This is a genomic window from Nostoc sp. DedQUE04, assembly GCF_034530995.1.
Lineage (GTDB): Bacteria > Cyanobacteriota > Cyanobacteriia > Cyanobacteriales > Nostocaceae > Nostoc.
Window position 1 is genome coordinate 15,592 of record NZ_JAVRCA010000050.1, and the last position, 19,531, is coordinate 35,122.

General features: G+C 40.2%; 20 protein-coding genes and 1 pseudogene. 16 read left to right on the forward strand and 5 right to left on the reverse strand.

What is annotated here, in order from left to right:
* Window positions 1-21 precede the first annotated feature (21 nt).
* The 6 genes from RM049_RS27355 to RM049_RS27380 all read left to right on the forward strand — a co-directional run bounded on the left by RM049_RS27355 (window position 22) and on the right by RM049_RS27380 (window position 5,866).
* Entirely contained in the window at window positions 22-801 is a 780-nt protein-coding gene (locus RM049_RS27355; RefSeq protein ID WP_322706408.1) for a class II glutamine amidotransferase, read from the forward strand.
* A gap of 423 nt (window positions 802-1,224) precedes the next feature.
* Complete coding sequence (locus RM049_RS27360) at window positions 1,225-1,989, forward strand: sulfite exporter TauE/SafE family protein (RefSeq protein WP_322706409.1); 765 nt, start codon at window positions 1,225-1,227, stop codon at window positions 1,987-1,989.
* Between the two features lie 323 nt (window positions 1,990-2,312).
* Window positions 2,313-3,482 carry a sulfate ABC transporter substrate-binding protein gene (locus RM049_RS27365; RefSeq protein WP_322706410.1) on the forward strand — a complete coding sequence of 390 codons (1,170 nt, stop codon included), beginning with the start codon at window positions 2,313-2,315 and terminating at the stop codon, window positions 3,480-3,482.
* A gap of 245 nt (window positions 3,483-3,727) precedes the next feature.
* Window positions 3,728-4,588, forward strand: coding sequence for a sulfate ABC transporter permease subunit CysT (cysT, locus tag RM049_RS27370; RefSeq protein WP_322706411.1), 861 nt, complete (start codon window positions 3,728-3,730; stop codon window positions 4,586-4,588).
* Window positions 4,575-5,450 carry a sulfate ABC transporter permease subunit CysW gene (cysW, locus tag RM049_RS27375; RefSeq protein WP_322706412.1) on the forward strand — a complete coding sequence of 292 codons (876 nt, stop codon included), beginning with the start codon at window positions 4,575-4,577 and terminating at the stop codon, window positions 5,448-5,450. Before cysT ends, cysW begins: the two co-directional genes overlap by 14 nt.
* A 149-nt stretch (window positions 5,451-5,599) precedes the next feature.
* Window positions 5,600-5,866 carry an NIL domain-containing protein gene (locus RM049_RS27380; RefSeq protein ID WP_322706413.1) on the forward strand — a complete coding sequence of 89 codons (267 nt, stop codon included), beginning with the start codon at window positions 5,600-5,602 and terminating at the stop codon, window positions 5,864-5,866.
* A 130-nt stretch (window positions 5,867-5,996) separates the two neighbouring features.
* On the opposite strand, the gene RM049_RS27385 is transcribed toward RM049_RS27380, so the two are convergent.
* Window positions 5,997-7,508, reverse strand: a complete 1,512-nt coding sequence (locus tag RM049_RS27385) for a hypothetical protein (RefSeq protein ID WP_322706414.1) — start codon at window positions 7,506-7,508, stop codon at window positions 5,997-5,999.
* Between the two features lie 692 nt (window positions 7,509-8,200).
* Here RM049_RS27385 and RM049_RS27390 point away from each other — a divergent pair.
* Together RM049_RS27390 and RM049_RS27395 are read left to right on the forward strand one after the other, a co-directional pair.
* Window positions 8,201-8,866: an NIL domain-containing protein gene (locus RM049_RS27390; protein ID WP_322670853.1), complete on the forward strand. Its 666-nt coding sequence runs from the start codon at window positions 8,201-8,203 to the stop codon at window positions 8,864-8,866.
* A gap of 22 nt (window positions 8,867-8,888) precedes the next feature.
* A complete protein-coding gene (locus RM049_RS27395; RefSeq protein WP_322706415.1) occupies window positions 8,889-9,221 on the forward strand; it encodes an NIL domain-containing protein in 333 nt (110 codons plus the stop codon).
* A 6-nt stretch (window positions 9,222-9,227) separates the two neighbouring features.
* Here the strand turns inward: RM049_RS27395 and RM049_RS27400 are convergent, their stop codons facing one another.
* Entirely contained in the window at window positions 9,228-9,818 is a 591-nt protein-coding gene (locus tag RM049_RS27400; protein WP_322700157.1) for a Crp/Fnr family transcriptional regulator, read from the reverse strand.
* Window positions 9,819-9,999: 181 nt separating this feature from the next.
* Complete coding sequence (gene cysE, locus RM049_RS27405) at window positions 10,000-10,725, reverse strand: serine O-acetyltransferase (RefSeq protein ID WP_409339895.1); 726 nt, start codon at window positions 10,723-10,725, stop codon at window positions 10,000-10,002.
* A gap of 216 nt (window positions 10,726-10,941) precedes the next feature.
* On the opposite strand from cysE, the gene RM049_RS27410 reads away from it, so the two are divergent.
* The 3 genes from RM049_RS27410 (at window position 10,942) to RM049_RS27420 (ending at window position 13,190) form a co-directional block, all read left to right on the forward strand.
* Window positions 10,942-11,424 (forward strand): Rrf2 family transcriptional regulator, encoded by a 483-nt coding sequence (locus RM049_RS27410; protein WP_322685903.1) that lies wholly within the window; start codon window positions 10,942-10,944, stop codon window positions 11,422-11,424.
* An 18-nt stretch (window positions 11,425-11,442) separates the two neighbouring features.
* Window positions 11,443-12,405: a cysteine synthase A gene (gene cysK, locus RM049_RS27415; protein WP_322706416.1), complete on the forward strand. Its 963-nt coding sequence runs from the start codon at window positions 11,443-11,445 to the stop codon at window positions 12,403-12,405.
* Window positions 12,406-12,842: 437 nt separating this feature from the next.
* A complete protein-coding gene (locus RM049_RS27420) occupies window positions 12,843-13,190 on the forward strand; it encodes a hypothetical protein (RefSeq protein WP_322670858.1) in 348 nt (115 codons plus the stop codon).
* A 259-nt stretch (window positions 13,191-13,449) separates the two neighbouring features.
* Here the strand turns inward: RM049_RS27420 and RM049_RS27425 are convergent, their stop codons facing one another.
* Window positions 13,450-14,136, reverse strand: coding sequence for a cadmium resistance transporter (locus RM049_RS27425; protein ID WP_322706417.1), 687 nt, complete (start codon window positions 14,134-14,136; stop codon window positions 13,450-13,452).
* 225 nt (window positions 14,137-14,361) lie between these two features.
* Between RM049_RS27425 and RM049_RS27430 the strand changes: the two genes are divergently transcribed.
* Window positions 14,362-15,024, forward strand: a complete 663-nt coding sequence (locus RM049_RS27430) for a cadmium resistance transporter (RefSeq protein ID WP_322706418.1) — start codon at window positions 14,362-14,364, stop codon at window positions 15,022-15,024.
* 50 nt (window positions 15,025-15,074) lie between these two features.
* On the opposite strand, the gene RM049_RS27435 is transcribed toward RM049_RS27430, so the two are convergent.
* Window positions 15,075-15,872: a sulfite exporter TauE/SafE family protein gene (locus tag RM049_RS27435; RefSeq protein WP_322685895.1), complete on the reverse strand. Its 798-nt coding sequence runs from the start codon at window positions 15,870-15,872 to the stop codon at window positions 15,075-15,077.
* Between the two features lie 423 nt (window positions 15,873-16,295).
* Between RM049_RS27435 and RM049_RS27440 the strand changes: the two are divergent.
* The 4 genes and pseudogenes from RM049_RS27440 to RM049_RS27455 all read left to right on the forward strand — a co-directional run.
* Window positions 16,296-16,479: pseudogene (locus tag RM049_RS27440) on the forward strand (NADH-dependent alcohol dehydrogenase); the annotation flags it as partial.
* 225 nt (window positions 16,480-16,704) lie between these two features.
* Entirely contained in the window at window positions 16,705-17,292 is a 588-nt protein-coding gene (locus RM049_RS27445; protein WP_322670864.1) for a TetR/AcrR family transcriptional regulator, read from the forward strand.
* A 41-nt stretch (window positions 17,293-17,333) separates the two neighbouring features.
* On the forward strand, window positions 17,334-17,777 hold the full coding sequence (locus tag RM049_RS27450) for a thioesterase family protein (RefSeq protein ID WP_322670865.1): 444 nt from the start codon (window positions 17,334-17,336) through the stop codon (window positions 17,775-17,777).
* Window positions 17,778-18,615: 838 nt separating this feature from the next.
* Window positions 18,616-19,446 (forward strand): phytoene/squalene synthase family protein, encoded by an 831-nt coding sequence (locus RM049_RS27455; protein WP_322670866.1) that lies wholly within the window; start codon window positions 18,616-18,618, stop codon window positions 19,444-19,446.
* Window positions 19,447-19,531 lie beyond the last annotated feature (85 nt).

The following is a 19,531-nucleotide window of genomic DNA, read 5'->3' on the forward strand; positions in this document are numbered from 1 at the left end:
TTAGTCAAAAATTGAGAGCTAATGTGCCAATTGCTCGGAATGAATTGCAATGTTCCAACGGATATTTGCTTTTCTTTTGAAGGGTTTTCTGCACGGGGAGGAAAAACGGATGACCATCGCGATGGTTGGGGCATTGCTTTCTTTGAAGGAAAGGGATGTCGAATGTTTTTAGATGCTCAACCTTCTGTTGCTTCTCCGGTAGCGGAGTTTGTGCGGAGTTATCCCATCCACTCAACCCATGTCATAGCCCATATCCGCAAAGCTACTCAGGGTGAAATTGCCCTACACAATTGCCATCCTTTCCGCAGAGAATTGTGGGGTCAGTATTGGGTGTTTGCCCACAACGGTAATTTGCCAGATTTCGATCCAGAAAATTTGGGCTTTTATCAAGCCGTAGGTGATACCGATAGTGAAAAAGCATTCTGTACGATCCTAGAAACATTGCGATCGCGCTTTCCTTTAGGTAAGCCCGATATCAAGGAATTGTATTTTGTGCTGCAAGAAATTACTGCTGTAATTGCGACAGTAGGTATATTTAATTACTTATTATCAGATGGAGAACACTTTTTTGCTTATTGCTCAACTAATCTCAGCTACATTATTCGCCAAGCGCCCTTTGCTGCTGCTCATTTAATTGACCAAGACATGACCGTAGATTTTCGGGAAGTGACTACTGAACGCGATCGCGTCGCTGTCATTGCTACCACACCCCTGACTGACAATGAAGTTTGGACACAAATTCAACCAGGGGAATTACTAGTTTTTCAGGACGGGCTACCCCTGAAATATGGATTCAGTTAATCATAAATATTTGTTCAATTTTTCCCATTTAGATAATTTCTAAATGGGTTTTGTTTTTGATGCTATTTATATTGCAATACATTCAGTTCATCAAGCAATCAAACCCTAATGTAGAGACGCAGTTTATCGCGTATTGAAAGACCAATCTATCTATACCAATAACCATTGCTCGCACAGTATTGGATGTGGCTCACTGTTGTAATTTATCAATTTATATAAAGTCCCCCAACTTAGTTGTTAACAATATATAAAATTTACCATTTATATTGGTATAAAATTATAAGTTTACACGGAATTATATTTATATTAAGATAATTTCAAAAAGCTGTATTTCTTTCATACTAAAGGCTTTAGATATCTTTTATCTACTGCAAGCATTCTGGAAAAAAATGTATTGATAACAACATAAAGATCGAATCTCTAATGAATGCTACCCAATTACTTTTACTCATCGCAGTTTTCTTTCTCACAAGTGTTATAAGTGTCATTACAGGAAGCACTTCTTTAATTACCGTCCCTGTAATGTTTCAATTGAGCATTGAACCGCGTATTGCTCTTGCCACTAATATGCTGGCATTAACTTTTATGAGTGTTGGTGGTACATTGCCTTTTATTGGTAAAAAAGTAATTGACCGCAGTCGCTTGCCAATAATGATTTTATTAACACTTTTAGGCTCAATTATTGGTGCATTACTTGTTTTAGTTGTACCTTCAAAATCGATGCCTCTGATTATCTCGATTTTGATGATTGTAGTTACCGTCTTTTCAATCACCAATCGGAATGCTGGAATCGTTTCAAGAATAGGGAAACCATCACCAATAGCAGAAATTGTTGGATATGTGGCAACTTTTGTGCTTGGTGTTTATGGTGGTTTCTTTAGTGGTGGCTATGTCACTATGCTCACAGCAGCTTATGTCAGTCTATTTCGGATGACATTTGTGCAGGCGATCGCAAACACAAAGTTTATCAACATTTTTTCTTCGCTGATTGCCACTATTATTTTCTTTATGCAGGGAATAGTTGATTACAAACTAGGTATTATTCTGAGTATTACTATGTTCATTGGTGGAGTTGTTGGATCGCGGGTTGCTCTCAGACTTAGTAACCTCTGGTTGCGCCGTATATTTCTCACTACAGTAATTTCTCTTGCACTCAAGACGTTATTTGATTTTGTTGCACTGCGTTGAGCGAAGCCGATATCTACGATGGTCACTAAGCTTGTCGAAGTGCGGACTACGCCTACGCTAGATTAGCTATTCTCTAGCAAGTTGCTTGATGCACCAGATAGTTGATTGCGATGCCTACAACGGGCCGCGCCTATGCAATTTGATAGTTGAAAGTAAAAGCATTTTTAATTTTTTACAGAACTGGTAAAATCACCATGTTCTTGATAAAGAATATGAGGTTTTTTGGTGTTTGCAACTAGATACATGGAATCATCCAGTATGATAAACACTATATAACTGTATTCCCATCAGTTATTTGTAGATTATTTAGTGGAGGAAATAGAATGAGTTTGTGGCAACGCCCACTGAAAAGGTTACAAGCGATGCTGAAGGCGGGCTACGCCTACGCGTTCAATAGAACGTATCGGTTCAGACTAAATTCGCTCAAAAGCTTTGTATCACTCTTTTTAGTAGGTACTGTATTGAGTGTAGCCCTTGCTGCCTGCTCTGGTGGAGAAACTGGGAGTACTTCTTCCTCTGAAACCCCTGCTGCTAATGCTACTCCTGTGGCTGCAAGCAAAGATAATGTTGAACTAACTTTAGTTTCCTTTGCTGTCACCAAAGCCGCTCACGAAGCAATTATTCCTAAGTTTGTAGAACAGTGGAAAAAAGATCATAATCAAACTGTCGTCTTCAAGCAAAGCTATGGTGGTTCTGGTTCCCAAACACGCGCCGTTATTGATGGTTTGGAAGCAGATGTTGTTCACTTAGCATTAGCTGGAGACACCACAAAGATTGAGAAGGCTGGATTGATTCAGCCGGGATGGGAGAAAGAAGTTCCCAACAATGGTATTGTCTCCAAATCTGTTGCAGCAATAGTCACTCGTTCCGGTAATCCTAAAGGCATCAAAAACTGGCAAGATTTAGCCAAAGACGGTGTGAAATTGATTACTGCTAACCCCAAAACTTCCGGTGGTGCTAAGTGGAATTTCTTAGCACTATGGGATTCTGTAATTAAAACAGGTGGCGATGAGGCGAAAGCTACTGAATTTGTGACTAAAGTTTACAAGAATGTCCCAATCTTGCCTAAAGATGCCCGGGAAGCTACTGATACATTTGCCAAGCAAGGGCAGGGAGATGTCTTAATCAACTACGAAAACGAAGTTCTTTTGGCACAACAAAAGGGCGAGAAGGTTGACTATGTCGTTCCCGATGTAAATATATCCATCGACAATCCGATCGCTGTGGTAGATAAAAACGTCGATAAGCACGGAACCCGCGAAGTTGCTGAAGGTTTTGTGAAATACCTCTATAGCCCAGAAGCACAGCAAGAGTTTGTCAAATTAGGATTCCGTCCTGTGGATGAGACTTTAGCTCAAACCAAGGAAGTCACTGACAAATTTCCTAAGCTGAAAACTCTGGGTACAGTTGCAGACTTGGGCGGTTGGGAAGCAATCGATCAGAAGTTCTTCGCAGATGGGGGCGTGTTTGACAAGATTCAAGGCAAAAAATAATTCGTAATACTCGCCAAAGGCGAGAAGCAAGCTACGTAATTCGTAATTATGACTCCACAACTTTCTTTTCTCCAAAATTAAAAATAGTTGGTCTGTGGTTGAATTACGTTAGCGTAGCGGTAGCGAGTCCGCGTACTCTGTAAGAGTTGCAAGCTACGCTTTTAGCGTCTCGTAGAGAGCGTCATTAGCAATTACGAACACTGGCAAAAAGCTCCTTGTGAATTTTAAATTTTGAATTTTTCACTATGACATCTGTATCTCCTTCTGTGGAAGTTGAACGCAAAACGCCATTCTGGAAGGGATTGGGACGAGTTCCTTGGACTTGGCGAATCACCATTGCATACCTGACGGTGATGTTGTTTGTCCCCATAGCTGCCATGTTTCTGAAAGCAGCTACAGAACCTCCATCTAGGTTTTGGGCGATCGCAACCAGTGATATCGCACTAGCAACATACAACGTAACTTTTGTGACGGCAATATTTGCTGCCTTACTCAATGGCGTATTTGGAACTCTGATTGCTTGGGTTCTGGTTCGCTACGACTTTCCCTTAAAGCGCTTGATTGATGCCACAGTGGATTTACCCTTTGCACTACCAACTGCCGTAGCAGGGCTAACCTTGGCAACAGTTTACAGTGATAACGGCTGGCTAGGTTCGCTACTAGCACCACTGGGAATAAAGGTATCTTTTACCCGCACAGGAGTAGCGGTAGCAATGATATTTATCTCACTACCTTTTATCGTGAGAACTGTGCAACCCGTGCTTCAGGAAATGGAACATGAAATTGAAGAAGCCGCCTGGTGTCTGGGTGCTTCTCAATGGCAGACCTTCTGGAAAGTGATTTTGCCACCTTTATTTCCCACGATTTTGACTGGTGTTGCCTTGGGTTTCTCCCGTGCAGTTGGGGAATATGGGTCAACTGTGATTATCTCTTCCAATACGCCCTATCAAGATTTGATCGCACCTGTACTGATTTTCCAACGGCTAGAGCAGTATGACTATTCTGGTGCAACAGTAATTGGCATAGTTTTACTATCAATTTCGTTGGTACTGTTATTGGCAATTAATTTCTTACAAGCATGGGCAAGGCGATATGACAGTAGATAAGCCAAGTTTTCACTCATCTGCATCTGAGACACATACGGCCAAGCCAAAAGAGCAGAAGAGTTGGGTGCCAATAGTTTTAATTGGGATAGCGATCGCTTATTTAGCCCTAGTTCAATATATCCCGGCAATTAACGTTTTTGTCCAAGCCTTTAGTAAGGGTGTTGGGCCGTTTCTATCCAACCTGACGCGACCAGCTTTTATCCATGCAGCTTGGCTGACACTGTTATTAGCTGTAATTTCTCTACCTTTAAATACGGTATTCGGTTTATGTGCAGCTTGGGCGATCGCTCGTCATAAATTTCCTGGACGCGCCGTAGTTTTGAGCATAATTGACCTGCCCTTTTCGATTTCGCCCGTAGTTGCAGGGTTAATGATTGTCCTACTTTACGGACGGAATGGGTGGTTTGGCCCTTGGCTCCAGGCTCATGATATCAAGATTATCTTTGCCTTTCCTGGTATGGTACTGGCTACAGCCTTTGTGAGTATGCCCTTTGTGGCGCGGGAAGTGATTCCGGTTTTAGAAGAGTTTGGTAAGGATCAAGAAGAAGCTGCTAGAACTCTAGGTGCGAAAGATTGGCAAATATTTTTGCGCGTCACTCTACCTAGTATCCGTTGGGGCTTACTCTATGGTTTAATTTTGACCAATGCCAGAGCAATGGGTGAATTCGGAGCGGTTTCAGTAGTATCTGGCAACATTGCTGACCAAACCCAGAGCCTACCACTGTTTGTAGAAGACGCTTACAAACAATACGAAACTGAAGCGGCTTTTTCTGCGGCTGTACTGTTAGCGTTGTTAGCAGTAGTAACCTTGGTGCTGAAGGAGATTCTAGAACGGAAAACCCGCATTAAAAATGTTGAATAGAAAAATCAAGCAATTATAGTTATCTTTTGAATAGGATACAAGCAAATCATGGGACATGGTACGAGCTACCTAGTACCTATCAGGTAATTACCGTTAGGGTTAAGAGTAGTTCTGTACCAATCCCGATTAGGGATTGAAATAACTCAGATATGGCTACTGACAATACACTTACCAATAAGCGGATTCGACTTAGAATTCCTAAAGATTATCACCAGGAACCTGTTATTTCTCGCCTGGTGTCTGACTACGGACTGATTGTGAATATCACAGCAGCGATTTTGGGAGCCAATGCTGTCGGAGATGGTTGGTTTGACCTTGAACTACAAGGAACAGATGCACAAATTCAAAGCGGGTTAACTTATCTTGGCGATTTGGAATTGGAAGTCTGGGATGATACTAAAGCAAGCGATTGGTAAGGATTATAGCAACACAAACAGTTTATTTATCTGGTTTTAAGAGAATTGCAACCCGCAGATCCCCGACTTCGTAAAAGTTGTCGGGGATCTTGTTTCTCATGAATAATTCAGAATTGCTGTAGTGGCTTTTCTACAAAAGGGTATACCAAATACCGTTATCATTTTGACGTAAAATACGGTATCTTCCCTCAAGAAATTCTAGCATTCTGGGAAAATTTTTGTTGATAGTAGGCTGCTGAATATAATCAATAAAGATATAAGGAGGCTTAGATGAATCTAACTCTTCTAGAAGTTTTGTCCATTGCTCAGGCAGGAAATATTCAAGTGCCCAACCACGTAGCGATGTTGCCTGAGTCCGATTGGAGAAGTAGTAAATAGATGGATCGCCAGCTACATAAATCTTACCAGGAAGACTTCCTGGTTGGGAGATAAATTTAGCCTCTGAACGAAGAGATGGATATTTTTCTCTAAAAACAGTCTGATATTTGAATCGTGTATCTTCAGTTAAAGCAAAGTTATTATTAGCCAGAACAATGCTCTTTTTTATCAGAGTGTGCGATAAAGGGAAGAAAAACAAAAATATCAGCAGGATTGCCGTAAATGGGGAACTCAATTTTCTTAAAGACTCCCATAAAACATCTAATCCTTTAGTTGCTAAAACACCTAAAGGTACAAACAATAGTAAATAATGGTATTCCCAAAATGCCCCACGTTGTAGAACAATCACACCCCAAGCAAAAATACACCAAATCACAAGTAGCAAAGTCAATATATTCTTAGACTTACGCAATGATACATCTACTGCAACAGTAGCAGCTAAAATTAGAGGGTAAAAATTATTTAAGAACCATTTGATTCCTGCAAAAAGCCCACTTGGGTTAAATTGGGAATTAGCAACAATCCGAGGTGGATATAAAAAAAATGTCTGATACAAAATTGGTAAACTATTAAACCAGGCAAAATAGCTAACAATACATAAAATAGGACATATAATCCCCATAAAAATGGGAATAAAGATTTCTACAAATACTTTTGGAATTGGCTGCCGTTTGATCAGTAAAGAATATATCAAAATAGTTAGCCAAAAGGAAAGTAATATTAGTAAAAGTATTAATTTAAATGTAATAACGATTCCACCAATAAAGCCTGATAGTAAAAGTATAAAAAATGCTTTTCTACCTTCATATTTAAAAGATTGAGAAGTTAACCAAACACAAGTAAATAAAGGCAAACTAACCAATGCTTCCACTTGAGTCAGATGCCAAGGCTGTGAAACAGTATAGTAAACGCCAACCGTTAACAAAGGTACTAGACTTGCGATTATCGGATGCTGAAAATAGCTTTTGAGACTTAGCAACAATACTATAGACAGAAACACCATATAAATAAGTTCAAAGAGATGGATACCAATCTCATTAAAACCAAATAAAGTTCCTGCTAAAAAGTAAAAGCAAAAAATCCCTGGTTGCTTCACATCCCAAAAATCACGATAGAGTAATTTTCCTTGTTGCATCTCCAAAGCACCAAGCCTAAAAAATGCTTGATCTCCGTCAAATGGAAAAGGTAAATGTATAAGACCAATAATCACAATCCCAATCAAAACGAGAAAGTCAATTTTATTTAATTTAGTAATATTAATCATCAAACTTTATAATCAAAAGTTAACCGACTATCTTATGCTGATTAATATCCTAACAGGGTAAAGAACAAGGTAATTTTAGGATATGAATTTAAAGTTTAAAGTTTTCGCGATCGCGTCAGCACTGACCAGTCAGTTTATTAATAATTAACTCAAGTACAAACTAAGTCCTACATAGTTGCGTGTGGCTCGCTCATGTCGTTCAAGAGGTTTGCTTTCGTCCTTATCGATGGCTTTAATTTAACTAAGTACTCAGAGATTTGGTAAGCGTTCAGTTTTGATTCCAAGATAATGACGATATCAGTGAAGAGACAGATGAAATAAATTCCCAATTCGTTTATTGTCAAGTACTCTACATACATTGCTCCTAACTTACGTTAATTTGCTGATTGCTTTTTTACGGTTTTTGTGATACCTTCCTGTAGATAACAACCAAATACATTAAACCTGTAGATTTACCGTAGTTTAATAAAAAGCCAGAAATATGAAAATTTCTATCAGGCTGATATTCAACCACACACAGTTGAATTGTAGGGGCACGGCATTAACAAGATTCTCTGCCGAACCCAAAAATTGCGTAGCACTTCGGCATGGTTCGACTCCCTTCCCTGCGGAACACTACGCGAACGACTGCGCTCATGAGCCGCTCACCAGGCGTGTTACCACCGTAGGCATGGCGATGGGAAATTAATCTGATGTCTCAGAGTAAATCTGTAGAACCCGCTTCAGTCCACAGTCGAATTCTCGTGCCTCAACGGTATAACAGGCAACCCGTAATTTCTCGACTGGTGTCTCGTTATGATTTAACCGTCAATATTAAAGCTGCATCCCTGACATCCGACAGTGACAGCGATGGCTGGTTTGATTTGGAACTTTCAGGAAATCCTCAAAAACTGACAAATAGCTTATCTTACTTGCAAGGATTAGGAGTGAATTTGCTGCAACTAGCGATCGCTAACCAAATTCAACCCAACCAGCACACTCTACCTTTCCCAAATCCAGGTAGCAAATTGAGTCCCAAAGACTCTGCATGGTTGACAAATAAATGGCAAGAACAATTCCAGCAATGGATTTCTCAGGGTCAAACCAATCGATTACGCTTGCAACTGTGTATCTTAAAATCTTATTACCAAGAACCAGTGATTTCCGAGTTAGTTTCTGGTTATGGACTAACAGTCAATATCACCAGCGCGTTACTTCAACCCGATACGCAAGATGACGGCTGGTTTGACTTGGATTTGTGGGGAAGAACAAAGCAACTCTACTCTAGCTTGAGTTATTTAGAAAAACTGGGACTACCGATTTGGCTAGATTTGTCTAGCGTTTATAGCGATGTCTACGACGGGCTACGCCTACGCTAATTAATAAAATCATCACTATTCAATGTCAGCACTAAATAACCAAAAAACCAATTCCCAAAATAGATTATCACTGCTTTCTTCAGTTTCTGAAAAAAGCCAAGTCACTCAGATTCGTTTGCGGATACATATTCCCAAATGCTATCTGCAAGCGCCCGTGATTTCGCAGTTAATTTCTACCTACGGCTTGGTAGTTAATATTACCAAAGCTGTGCTACAACCAAATTCAGAAGGATGCTTTGACATTGAACTGCGGGGAACAGTGCCACAAATTTCTAGCGGTTTAGCTTACCTAGAATCCTTGAATCTTAGAATTGTGGGCAAGCCGAATGCTGACGGCGATAGCTGGTCTTACTGAAATAATTTAAATTTCATAGTACCAAATTTCTTCTTCTCGCAACACAATTCGATGTAGGGAGAGGCGATCGATCAAGCCCTCTTGCTCAAACTGCCCAAGAACACGAGTGATCGTAACACGAGTTGAACCGAGCATTTCGGCCAGGTCTTCATGAGTCAGACGCATATCTATTAAACGTCCCTTCTCAACTTCCGAACCAAACTTTTTGGATAACCATGCCAATAGCTTGATAAGCATAGTATCCACTTTTTTATGGCTACGAATGATCATCAATTCTTGAGCCTGTTGGATATGGGCAAGTAGAGTTTCTGTTAATTCAGTCCACTCTTCTAGAGGTAAAACTGTTGCCTCCACTTTAGTTAGGCATTCCATCTGATAAGGTTCTAATTTTGACAACCTTTTACCAACGACATCCCCAGGGCCCCACAATCCCAGAGCAACAGTTGTACCATCTTCCAGATAGCTAAAAGTTCTCACAAAACCCGTTTCAATCTTCCAAAGATCCTTATGATGCTCTGGCAGAAATGACCTACGGGCAAAAAGTTGCTTAGTATTGTTACTGCTTGAACTAGATACGCTTGTGTACAAAGACACCATATATATAAAACTATTCTCCGATAAATTAACCGTAGTATTACATTTATATCAGGTTATAAGAACCTATGGATATTTTAAAGAGGAGAGAGGGGAGAAGAGAGCAGGGGAGGCAGGGAGAGCAGGGGAAGAATAACTCATGCCCAATGCCCCATGCCCAATGCCCAATGCCCCATTCTCAAAATTAAATTCCCGCACCATCCAGAAAATCTTCAATCATCCCATCAGAGTTTTTGCTCTTAGGGTTGTCGGTTAATTCGTCTCCAAGTTCAGTTGGGGACAAACTTGATTGTTCCAACTGCTCAAACTGTTTCTCTAGAGACTTGACGCGTTCAAATAAAGCGCGGATGACTTCAGCTTCTACGTCGCGTACTTTATCATGATCCAGAACATTGCTATTTAAGTTGTTCTGACGAGTTACCCGTCCTGGAATCCCAACTACAGTAGTGTTACTGGGGACATCTCGTAGTACCACTGAACCGGCTCCGATACGGACACGATCGCCAATTTGAATATTTCCCAATACTTTTGCACCTGCTCCCACAACCACATGAGAACCTAAAGTTGGATGGCGTTTGCCGCTTTCTTTCCCAGTCCCGCCAAGGGTGACACCTTGATAAATCAGAGCATAGTCACCTACGATCGCAGTCTCGCCAATCACAACTCCCATACCGTGGTCAATAAACACTCCCTGACCAATTAATGCCCCAGGATGGATTTCAATTCCGGTTAAAAACCTACTAATATGAGAGATGAACCTTGGTATAAAGGGAATTCCAATTTTATACAGCCAGTGCGCCAATCGATGAAACACTAGAGCTTGCAGTCCAGGGTAACAAAACAATACTTCTAGCCAGTTACGGGCTGCTGGATCGCGCTCAAAAATGGTTCGCAAATCAGTTATTAGCATACTCTGTTGAGATTTTTGTTGGTAGGTGAGGCTCTGAAAACAGAAACTCAGGATGATTCCCAAAAAAAAGATCGAGTCCTTATATTGGGAATTGTGTAATATCTAAATCTACGGTAAGTCGATAGAGTATAGTGTTTTTGTGGGTAATAAGTGGGATGTTATCACATTCCACAGTTGAAAAAAATTAATTTCGCATAAACTGCGATAAGTCCCCCAATTCACCGTAGTATATTGAGTACAGTGTTGAATAGCCAAAACTACGCTCTCTTGGATCTGTCTTCCAAAGTGGAATACGCGCTGCTGGCACTATTAGAACTGGCAAGCCACCACGGAAAAAAACTTCCTTTAACCATGAGCGAGATTACTGCCAAACAACCCATACCTGAGCGCTATCTGGAACAAATTTTGACCAACCTCCGGCGTGCTGGTGTGGTGCAGAGCCAACGCGGCTCTAAAGGAGGTTTCGTTTTAGTTCGGGAACCTTGGCAGATTACAATACTTGAAATTGTCACTTTGGTTGAAGGCGAGCGGAAAGAGAAAGATACCTCTAACTCTCCGACTCTGGAAAAGACTCTGGTTTATGAAGTTTGGGAGCAAGCTAACGCTGCCTCAATAGAAGTTTTGGGTCGTTATACACTCCAAGACTTGTGCGAGGAAAGAGAAACTCGCGCCCAGCAGAGTCCAATGTATTATATTTAGACACGACGGAGTACCCACATGCGGATAGCGAAAGATATCACAGAGTTAATCGGCCGAACTCCTTTAGTTCAATTAAACAAGATTCCCCAAGCGTCAGGAGCGGTTGCTCGGATTGTGGTGAAGCTAGAAAGCATGAATCCAGCATCTTCTGTGAAAGACCGGATTGGCGGGAGTATGGTGGAAGTGGCAGAAGAAGCAGGCTTGATTCACCCCGGAAAAACTGTTTTAGTAGAGCCGACTTCTGGAAATACAGGAATTGCGCTAGCGATGGTGGCAGCTGCCAAGGGCTACCATCTCATTCTAACGATGCCTGACACAATGAGCCACGAAAGACGATCCATGCTCAAAGCTTATGGCGCTCAACTAGAGTTAACGCCAGGGGTAGAAGGGATGCGAGGAGCGATCGCTCATGCAGAGCAGATTGTAGCTAAAACGCCCAATGCTTATATGTTGCAGCAGTTCCGCAACCCCGCTAACCCGAAAGTTCACGCCGAAACCACAGCCGAAGAAATTTGGAATGATACCGATGGAGAGGTAGATATTCTCGTGGCGGGAGTGGGTACTGGTGGGACGATTACGGGAGTTGCAGAAGTTATTAAAAAACGGAAGCCGAGTTTTCAAGCGATCGCAGTTGAACCAAGTAACAGTCCGGTATTAGCAGGCGGTAAATCAGGCCCTCACAAAATTCAAGGTATCGGCGCGGGATTTGTCCCAGCAATTTACCGTTCAGAACTGGTAGATGAAGTGATTCAGGTAGCCGATGAGCAAGCGATCGCTTACAGCCGTCGCCTCGCAAAAGAAGAAGGATTGCTATCAGGGATTTCGACTGGCGCTGCTTTATACGCGGCTATTCAAGTGGCACAACGGCCAGAAAATGCGGGTCGCCTCATCGTCACGATCCAGCCTAGCTTCGGCGAACGCTACCTCAGTACCTCACTGTTCAAAGATCCAGAAGAGAATGAGTGGTTGAGTAAAGTTTAATATTTGATTTTGTAGCGTGTGTTATACCTATTTGGATAGTTGATTAGTCACAATATATAGCGGTTCCCATTCAGATGCGGTACAACATTATATTGCGAGGTGTAGGGGCATGGCAGTGCCGTGCCCTTACAGGTATACCTCACGTAAACGAGAACCGCTATATACAGTGCAAATCATCGTTTGATAAAAGTTAAGCATACGCAATGGTGATAAGCGATCGCTTTGATTTTGAAAATTTTCCAACAGTTATTAATCTTGACCTTTTGATATATGACTTTAATCTGTCGAATGATAGGTTGATGAGTTTTTAACAAGTCATATAATTTTTTAGTGTGTAAATTCTTTCTTGTAGCGATCGCTCCTTAATAAAGATTAGTAAACAAAATCACTTTGTATTGAAATTATTGCAATCAAATTGCAATACAAGGATTCATATTATGCATAAAATTTCCCAGCAGACTATACAAACCGCACAGAAACATGCTCAGGAATTACTTGAGCAAGGCAAAGCAGTAAAAGAGTTGGGTGAGAGTTTACAAACAGATGACCATACTAGTCACCAACAAGGCAAACGCATCGAAGATAGCGGAGAAAGTATCCAGAAGCAGGCGCAGAAAGTCAAAGATTTGACGAAAAAATTAGCAGAAGATGGCTCAACAGAAGTGTTTACAGAGGCAGTAGAGGAACATATAAATATAACTCAAACTCATATTGAAGCAATTAAGGAATTTCAAAAGACATTGCCTCTTAATGTTATAAATCGCTCCCCTAAAAAATGCGAATGAAAGTGATGGCTTTTTTATAGGTATTGTTTTGAATCCTGTCAAAAGCTGAATTCTAAAAGAACGTCTAAAAAGTTTTTTGTATACACCGAACGCTCAAAGCTCCCCTTAAATCCCCCTTAAAAAGAGGGACTTCAAGGTTATTCTTTACCCTTTTTTAACAGGGTAAGGGGGATCAACCAATATTTGATACTTCTCAGACATCCTCTAACTACTAACCGGAAACAGAGCATCTTCAATTCTGCTTCTAAATTATTTTTTGTTAATGGTTAGCAACATCACTTTTTACCAAAACTGTTAAACAGCAACAACTAGCAGCTAACTTGATTGGACTCAAAGCTTCACTTTTTAATACAATAAAAGCGCCTAATCCGATAAGAACAAAAGGTACAAGATTATTAATGTAGCGAGTCAATACATTAGCGATGACTCTGTTATTAGTTAATTTGGATGCAGCGTAGCACCAAACTCCTAACAATAGAAAAAATAATCCGATAATTACTAAAAAAGTCTCTAAGTTACTACTAGCAAATAAAGGCACGTAGACACTAATATTATCGCTACCATTGGCAATTGTAACAGCTGCCACACTATAAGCTTGGGGAGAAAAAAAACTAGTAATTGTTGATGCTTCCGCTTCTTCTGTTCCAGCTATAACTTCTTTTGATGAATCTTCTTCCCGATTCACTAAACTACTGATACCTATGGACATTGGTAGTAAACCAAGTAATCCAATCCAGCTTTTTGATAAAACTAACCCACCAAACAAACCAGGAAGACTAAGAATTAACAGAACCGTAAAACCTAGAAACTGACCAGCAACTATATGCCGGGGGCGAAAATTAGCATTTATTTGAGAAAAAAACAACAATAAAATGACAATATCATCAATATTAGTGGCAATGAACGCAATTGCCCCTGTAGTCATTGCAGTAACTAACTCGTTCATATTTTAAGATAAAGAAAAATTTAGGAGTCAGTAATAATTACTGTGTCATCTTAAATGTAAGTTGTGCCAGAAGGTTAAAATGATTCGTGATTGAGAATGACGCGCGAGGATTTCGCCAATAATTACGAATTACGTTAAGTAGCGGTAGCGAGAAACGAGCGTCATTACGAATTACGAATTAGTGAATTTGGTATGGTGGTAAATCGTAGATTCTAAAAATCCAGCATGAGTCAGCTAGGGACAGCCTTCAGTGAAGGGATAATTGCCTTCATCGCCACTAACATAGATGACATCATTATCTTGTTAATATTTTTTTCACAAATAGATGCTAATTTTCGGCGGTGGCATATCTTACTCGGTCAATATCTGGGTTTTACAGCCATTATCATCGCTAGCTTACCAGGATTTTTTGGTGGATTGGTTGTACAGCGAGAATGGATAGGATTGCTAGGACTACTACCAATTGCTATTGGTATTCAGCAATTAATATTTAGAAAAGAAGAAACTATAACAGTTCAGACAGTCAGTAGTGATTTTAGAAAGCCTACACCTACTAACCCGGTATTGTCTTTTATTCTGAGTGTTTTGCATCCTCAAACCTATAAAGTAGCAGCAGTAACGATCGCTAATGGTGGTGACAATATTAGTATATATATCCCTTTGTTCGCTGGTCATAACCTTACCAGTTTGGGAGTAATTTTAGGTATATTTTTTATCATGGTAGGGGTTTGGTGTGCGATCGCTTATTTTTTAAGCCGTCAACCTACCATTGCTAATATTTTAAGTCGCTACGGTAAAGCTGCCGTACCTTTTGTGTTAATTGGCTTGGGTCTGTTCATTATGTATGAGCGAGGTACATTCACTCTACTATCTTGGGTAAGAAGTTAATCAAGGTTGGATTTTGAATGCTGGATTTGGGAGCTAAAATCTCAATTTGGTTACACTTGATGAACTAATTTCCAACTTACCATCATCAAAATGGCGTAAATAATAAACCGTAGTGGGCGTTGCGGAGCTACTTGGCAGATTTTAGCACCTAGTAACACCCCAGGTACAGAGCCTAACCATATAGGAAGTACCAAACTCCAATCAACTGTTCCCAGGCTGAGATGACCAAGGGCTGTAAACAGCAGTAAAATCGCTGCGTGTGAAATATCTGTACCCACTAACTTCCGGGCATCAAGACGGAAAAACCCAATCAGTACTAGGGCAAACATTGAACCTGAAGAGACGCTAGTTAGACCGACAAAACAGCCTAAAATTGCTCCCAAAGTAATTGTTATAAATCGACCGAAGTTAGTTTCTAAGTCTAACTTTGGCAGTTCGGGTAAATTAAATTTGGGGAAAAAAGTCAATAACAACAATTGCACTAGTGCTAACACTGTGACTAGCAAAATCATCCCACCCAGCAAACGGAGCAAGATATTATCCAGGTTATACTTACCTGTATGTTTAATGAGATGCAAAATCCCCACTCCGAATAATGAGCCTGGAACACTTCCAAAGGCCAGCCATTTGACAACTTTTGTATCCAGGGTTTTTTGTTCCCAATGCTTGACGCTACCAACAACCTTCATCAATGTGGCAGCTACAACATCAGAACTCACGGCGATGGAAGGTGGAACCTGAAAAACAAAAATCAACATTGGAGTGATGAGAGAGGCTCCGCCAATTCCCGTCAAACCAACTATGATGCCAACGAAGAAGCTTAAGAATGGTAGTAATAAATAGTGCATACTCTTTGGGGGTTTGAGAAAGTCAGCTAGAACTTCACTACTAGAGAGCAATAACTCAGCCGAATCACAGCCCAGTGGTAGATAGAGCTAGTCATGGCAAGTTATTGTGTTTCTCAAAAGATGAGTGACACAAGGAAAGGTTATCCAGCTAAAAGTTAGGGCAGAGGATTACTGGACAACTTAAAACCTGTCTGGAAGTTTTTGGAAGTATGACAACTAACATTTAGCTGAAACAGACTTTGATAACTGCTTATAGGTCAGTTGTTTGACTAAAATTAACTTCTTACTGGTTTTTCTGCGGTTTTACATACAAAAGCCCGTAAAGCGATGTACTTACCGTATTTTACTTGTAAACGCCATCAAACGTCCAGCGTATTCGCTTTGTATATCGCTATATTCTCTGGATAATAGACCGCAAGTCTAATAACTCATGGAAAATTTTGTTTTTACAACCCAGTCAAAATCCTGTTTAGCAAAGCTCAAATCGCCAATATTGCTGCTGAAATTTCTGTTGATGCCAAAATTTATCATTGCCGACACTGGAGGTAGCATCAAAACTAATAGTATTTATGACCGGGTGAAATCTGCGTTGTCTGGACGTTGTGTTAACTTACTTAAGTATATTGTCTTCACTTCAAATGCCATCGTGCAAATCTATGTATGGCTTGACTTCATCAAATAAATCTTTGTTCAGAACTCAGCGTTGAAAAATACTTGACCTGCAAACATATATTATGGTAGAAACAAAAAGACTGTTCGGTCGGTAATTTTGAATTTACAGTAATTTTTAGTTCAATAAACTCACAACTCCCTACTCTAATAAATCGCTGTAATGTCCAAAGGCGAAGAAACAAAAAGTAGAATTCTCCACCAAGCAGCCGAACTGTTTAACCAACAGGGATATGCAGGCTCATCGATGTCAGACATTATGCGTGTAACTGGATTGCAGAAAGGAGGAATTTACAATCATTTCCAAAGCAAAGACGATCTCGCACTACAGGCTTTTGATTTTGCGATCGCTCGCATTAAACAGCATACTAGATTTGCATTACGAAGCAAACACCACGCAGTAGAACGTCTGCAAGCAATCATTGGGGTGTTTAGTAGCTTTGCAGAAAATCCACCGATTAAGGGCGGGTGTCCACTGCTGAATACTGCTGTGGAAAGTGATGATGCTCATCCGGCGTTGCGAGAACGTGCTCAACAAGCGATGAACTCTTGGCTACATCTAATTTGTCGAATTATTGAAAAAGGAATTGAAAAAGGTGAAATTCGCCCGGAAGTGAGTGCTGATGAAATCGCTACCATCATAATTGCAACGCTGGAAGGAGGCATAATGATCAGCAAGCTTTATGGAGATTCAATTCATATCCATAGAGTAATGAATCACCTGAATCAATACTTGAAAACTTCTCTTTAATTGAACAGACCAAGCAGTATTAAAAAATATCAAGATCAATAATGCTAGTAAATAACAACTTACACAGACCATTAGAAGTAGTATTAGCAATTCCTGTCAAAACATACGACATTGATTTTATGGGAATTGTGAGTAATATCGTGTATATCAGATGGCTAGAGGATTTACGTCTAAAGTTTTTAGATGAACATTGGCAACTCAATCAACAAATTGAGCTAGGATATACACCAATTCTAGCTGGGACTGAAATTGAATACAAACGTCCAATAAAGATTATCGATCGAGTGATTGGGCGTTTATGGCTGAGTGGTTTAGGACGCTTAAAGTGGACTGTGCAAGCTGAAATTTTATCTAACAATGAGTTAGCAGCAGTAGCTAGTCAGAAGGGTGGTTTTGTCAGTCTGCAAAATAATCGTCTTATTCCCATTCCAGAGGAATTACAGAAAAAATATTTACAATATCAACAAGGGATTCAGAAAATTTAATAATTAGGAATACTTCGATATTTTTTTGAGTTTTTACAGACTATTCGGTTTGTTTGTAAACATAATCTGGACTATAACACCGATTCTTGATGAATACGCGAAATAACCCCAATGCCTATGGCATCTCCCCTTGCTAAGAGCAGATGGGGAGGTGTCCTCTCATTCCCACTTCTTGCAAAAGTCGGGAAAAGGTATGGAATTTTCCCTTTTATTGTCAATCTCGTAAATATACGGGAACTTCTTGTTTTGAATTTTGGTCACTTTATGTCACTTTGAACAGCAAAGCGGTTCTGACTCCAATAGATTAGGTATAGTCTATAGTCACAACTCAGGCATTACAGCCTTATATGTCGTCCAATTTAACTGACCCTAACTCTTCGCTAAACCACTGTACTCATCCAAAGGTATATACCAATGCTGTTATCCGTTGTCAGCTTTTCCTGAATTGTCTTTATATATACAATCATTCCACTTTCTTAGTCAGATTAACGCAGACTTAAAGCACTTTCAAATCGCTAAAATGGATGTTTGCTTATAGAACAATTTCGTCATATCCAACCAAATATTACCATAATTCTTTATATGTATGCTAAAAGTTTATGAAAGCTATATCAAACGACACTTTAAACACTTTTGCACCCAAAAACCTCTATACTAGACTAGACTTTGATAAATTTGAGAGTTTTGTTAATTGCAACACCAAAAACTATCAATTTTTAGATGAAATACTAGCGTATCTTATAGTCTATAGTTTTTAAAGTTTAGTCAAAACTATATCCAGTATCATCAAAAAACTGGAAACTTCATGTGGTGCAAAAATCAAGTGGGGAGTGAAAACATGAATTTACGTAGAGATGCATTGCAAATCCTCAAAGAAACTAGCCGAACTTTTTATATTCCAATTAGTGTTTTACCGCCAGGATTGCAAGAAGCAGTAGCATCAGCATATTTGTGTATGCGTGCTATTGATGAAATTGAAGATCATCCCGAACTAGATAACGCTACTAAAGCAAAGCTGTTAAGAACGATTAGCTTGACATTACAGGCAGGAGTTGATGGCTTTGCGGTAGATGCTTTCTTTGCAGGATTTAGTGGGTATGAGAATTCATTAGAAGAAGTCACTTTGAGGATTAGAGAATGGTCACTGCTAGCACCAGACACCATTGCACCTCGAATTTGGGATGCCACTGCTGCAATGGCAGACCGGATGGCTTATTGGGCAGAAAAAAACTGGAAAATTTATACAGAATCTGATTTAGATCGTTATACCTTTGGAGTTGCAGGTGCAGTGGGACTGTTACTTTCTGACTTATGGACTTGGTATGATGGAACACAAACGAACCGTACCCAGGCGATTGGGTTTGGTCGCGGTTTACAAGCAGTTAATATCCTGCGTAACCATACTGAAGATTTGGGGCGTGGGGTAGAATTCTTCCCAGAAGGTTGGAGTGCAGAAAATATGCAAGACTATGCCCGACGCAATCTAGCCCTGGCAGAAGCTTATATCAAAGACCTTCCTACCGGGCCAGCCTTAGATTTTTGTCAAATCCCCTTCACTTTGGCAAACGGTACTCTTGACGCCCTTGCTAATGGTAAAGAGAAACTCAGCCGCAGTGATGTTTTTGCACTTATCGAACAGCTGATTAGTGTGAACATGAAAGCTAGCTAATAATCTCTTAAGGACTAATGAAGATGATTCTAAATTGCCTCCAAATTTGGGCATCCAAAATTCTACAGCGACTTTCTGTAGGGTA

Coding starts and splice junctions, on each gene's coding strand:
- RM049_RS27355 (WP_322706408.1), top strand. CDS start 22: ATGTGCCAATTGCTCGGAATGAATTGCAATGTTCCAACGGATATTTGC.
- RM049_RS27360 (WP_322706409.1), top strand. CDS start 1,225: ATGAATGCTACCCAATTACTTTTACTCATCGCAGTTTTCTTTCTCACA.
- RM049_RS27365 (WP_322706410.1), top strand. CDS start 2,313: ATGAGTTTGTGGCAACGCCCACTGAAAAGGTTACAAGCGATGCTGAAG.
- cysT (WP_322706411.1), top strand. CDS start 3,728: ATGACATCTGTATCTCCTTCTGTGGAAGTTGAACGCAAAACGCCATTC.
- cysW (WP_322706412.1), top strand. CDS start 4,575: ATGACAGTAGATAAGCCAAGTTTTCACTCATCTGCATCTGAGACACAT.
- RM049_RS27380 (WP_322706413.1), top strand. CDS start 5,600: ATGGCTACTGACAATACACTTACCAATAAGCGGATTCGACTTAGAATT.
- RM049_RS27385 (WP_322706414.1), bottom strand. CDS start 7,508: ATGATTAATATTACTAAATTAAATAAAATTGACTTTCTCGTTTTGATT.
- RM049_RS27390 (WP_322670853.1), top strand. CDS start 8,201: ATGTCTCAGAGTAAATCTGTAGAACCCGCTTCAGTCCACAGTCGAATT.
- RM049_RS27395 (WP_322706415.1), top strand. CDS start 8,889: ATGTCAGCACTAAATAACCAAAAAACCAATTCCCAAAATAGATTATCA.
- RM049_RS27400 (WP_322700157.1), bottom strand. CDS start 9,818: ATGGTGTCTTTGTACACAAGCGTATCTAGTTCAAGCAGTAACAATACT.
- cysE (WP_409339895.1), bottom strand. CDS start 10,725: ATGCTAATAACTGATTTGCGAACCATTTTTGAGCGCGATCCAGCAGCC.
- cysK (WP_322706416.1), top strand. CDS start 11,443: ATGCGGATAGCGAAAGATATCACAGAGTTAATCGGCCGAACTCCTTTA.
- RM049_RS27420 (WP_322670858.1), top strand. CDS start 12,843: ATGCATAAAATTTCCCAGCAGACTATACAAACCGCACAGAAACATGCT.
- RM049_RS27425 (WP_322706417.1), bottom strand. CDS start 14,136: ATGAACGAGTTAGTTACTGCAATGACTACAGGGGCAATTGCGTTCATT.
- RM049_RS27430 (WP_322706418.1), top strand. CDS start 14,362: ATGAGTCAGCTAGGGACAGCCTTCAGTGAAGGGATAATTGCCTTCATC.
- RM049_RS27435 (WP_322685895.1), bottom strand. CDS start 15,872: ATGCACTATTTATTACTACCATTCTTAAGCTTCTTCGTTGGCATCATA.
- RM049_RS27445 (WP_322670864.1), top strand. CDS start 16,705: ATGTCCAAAGGCGAAGAAACAAAAAGTAGAATTCTCCACCAAGCAGCC.
- RM049_RS27450 (WP_322670865.1), top strand. CDS start 17,334: ATGCTAGTAAATAACAACTTACACAGACCATTAGAAGTAGTATTAGCA.
- RM049_RS27455 (WP_322670866.1), top strand. CDS start 18,616: ATGAATTTACGTAGAGATGCATTGCAAATCCTCAAAGAAACTAGCCGA.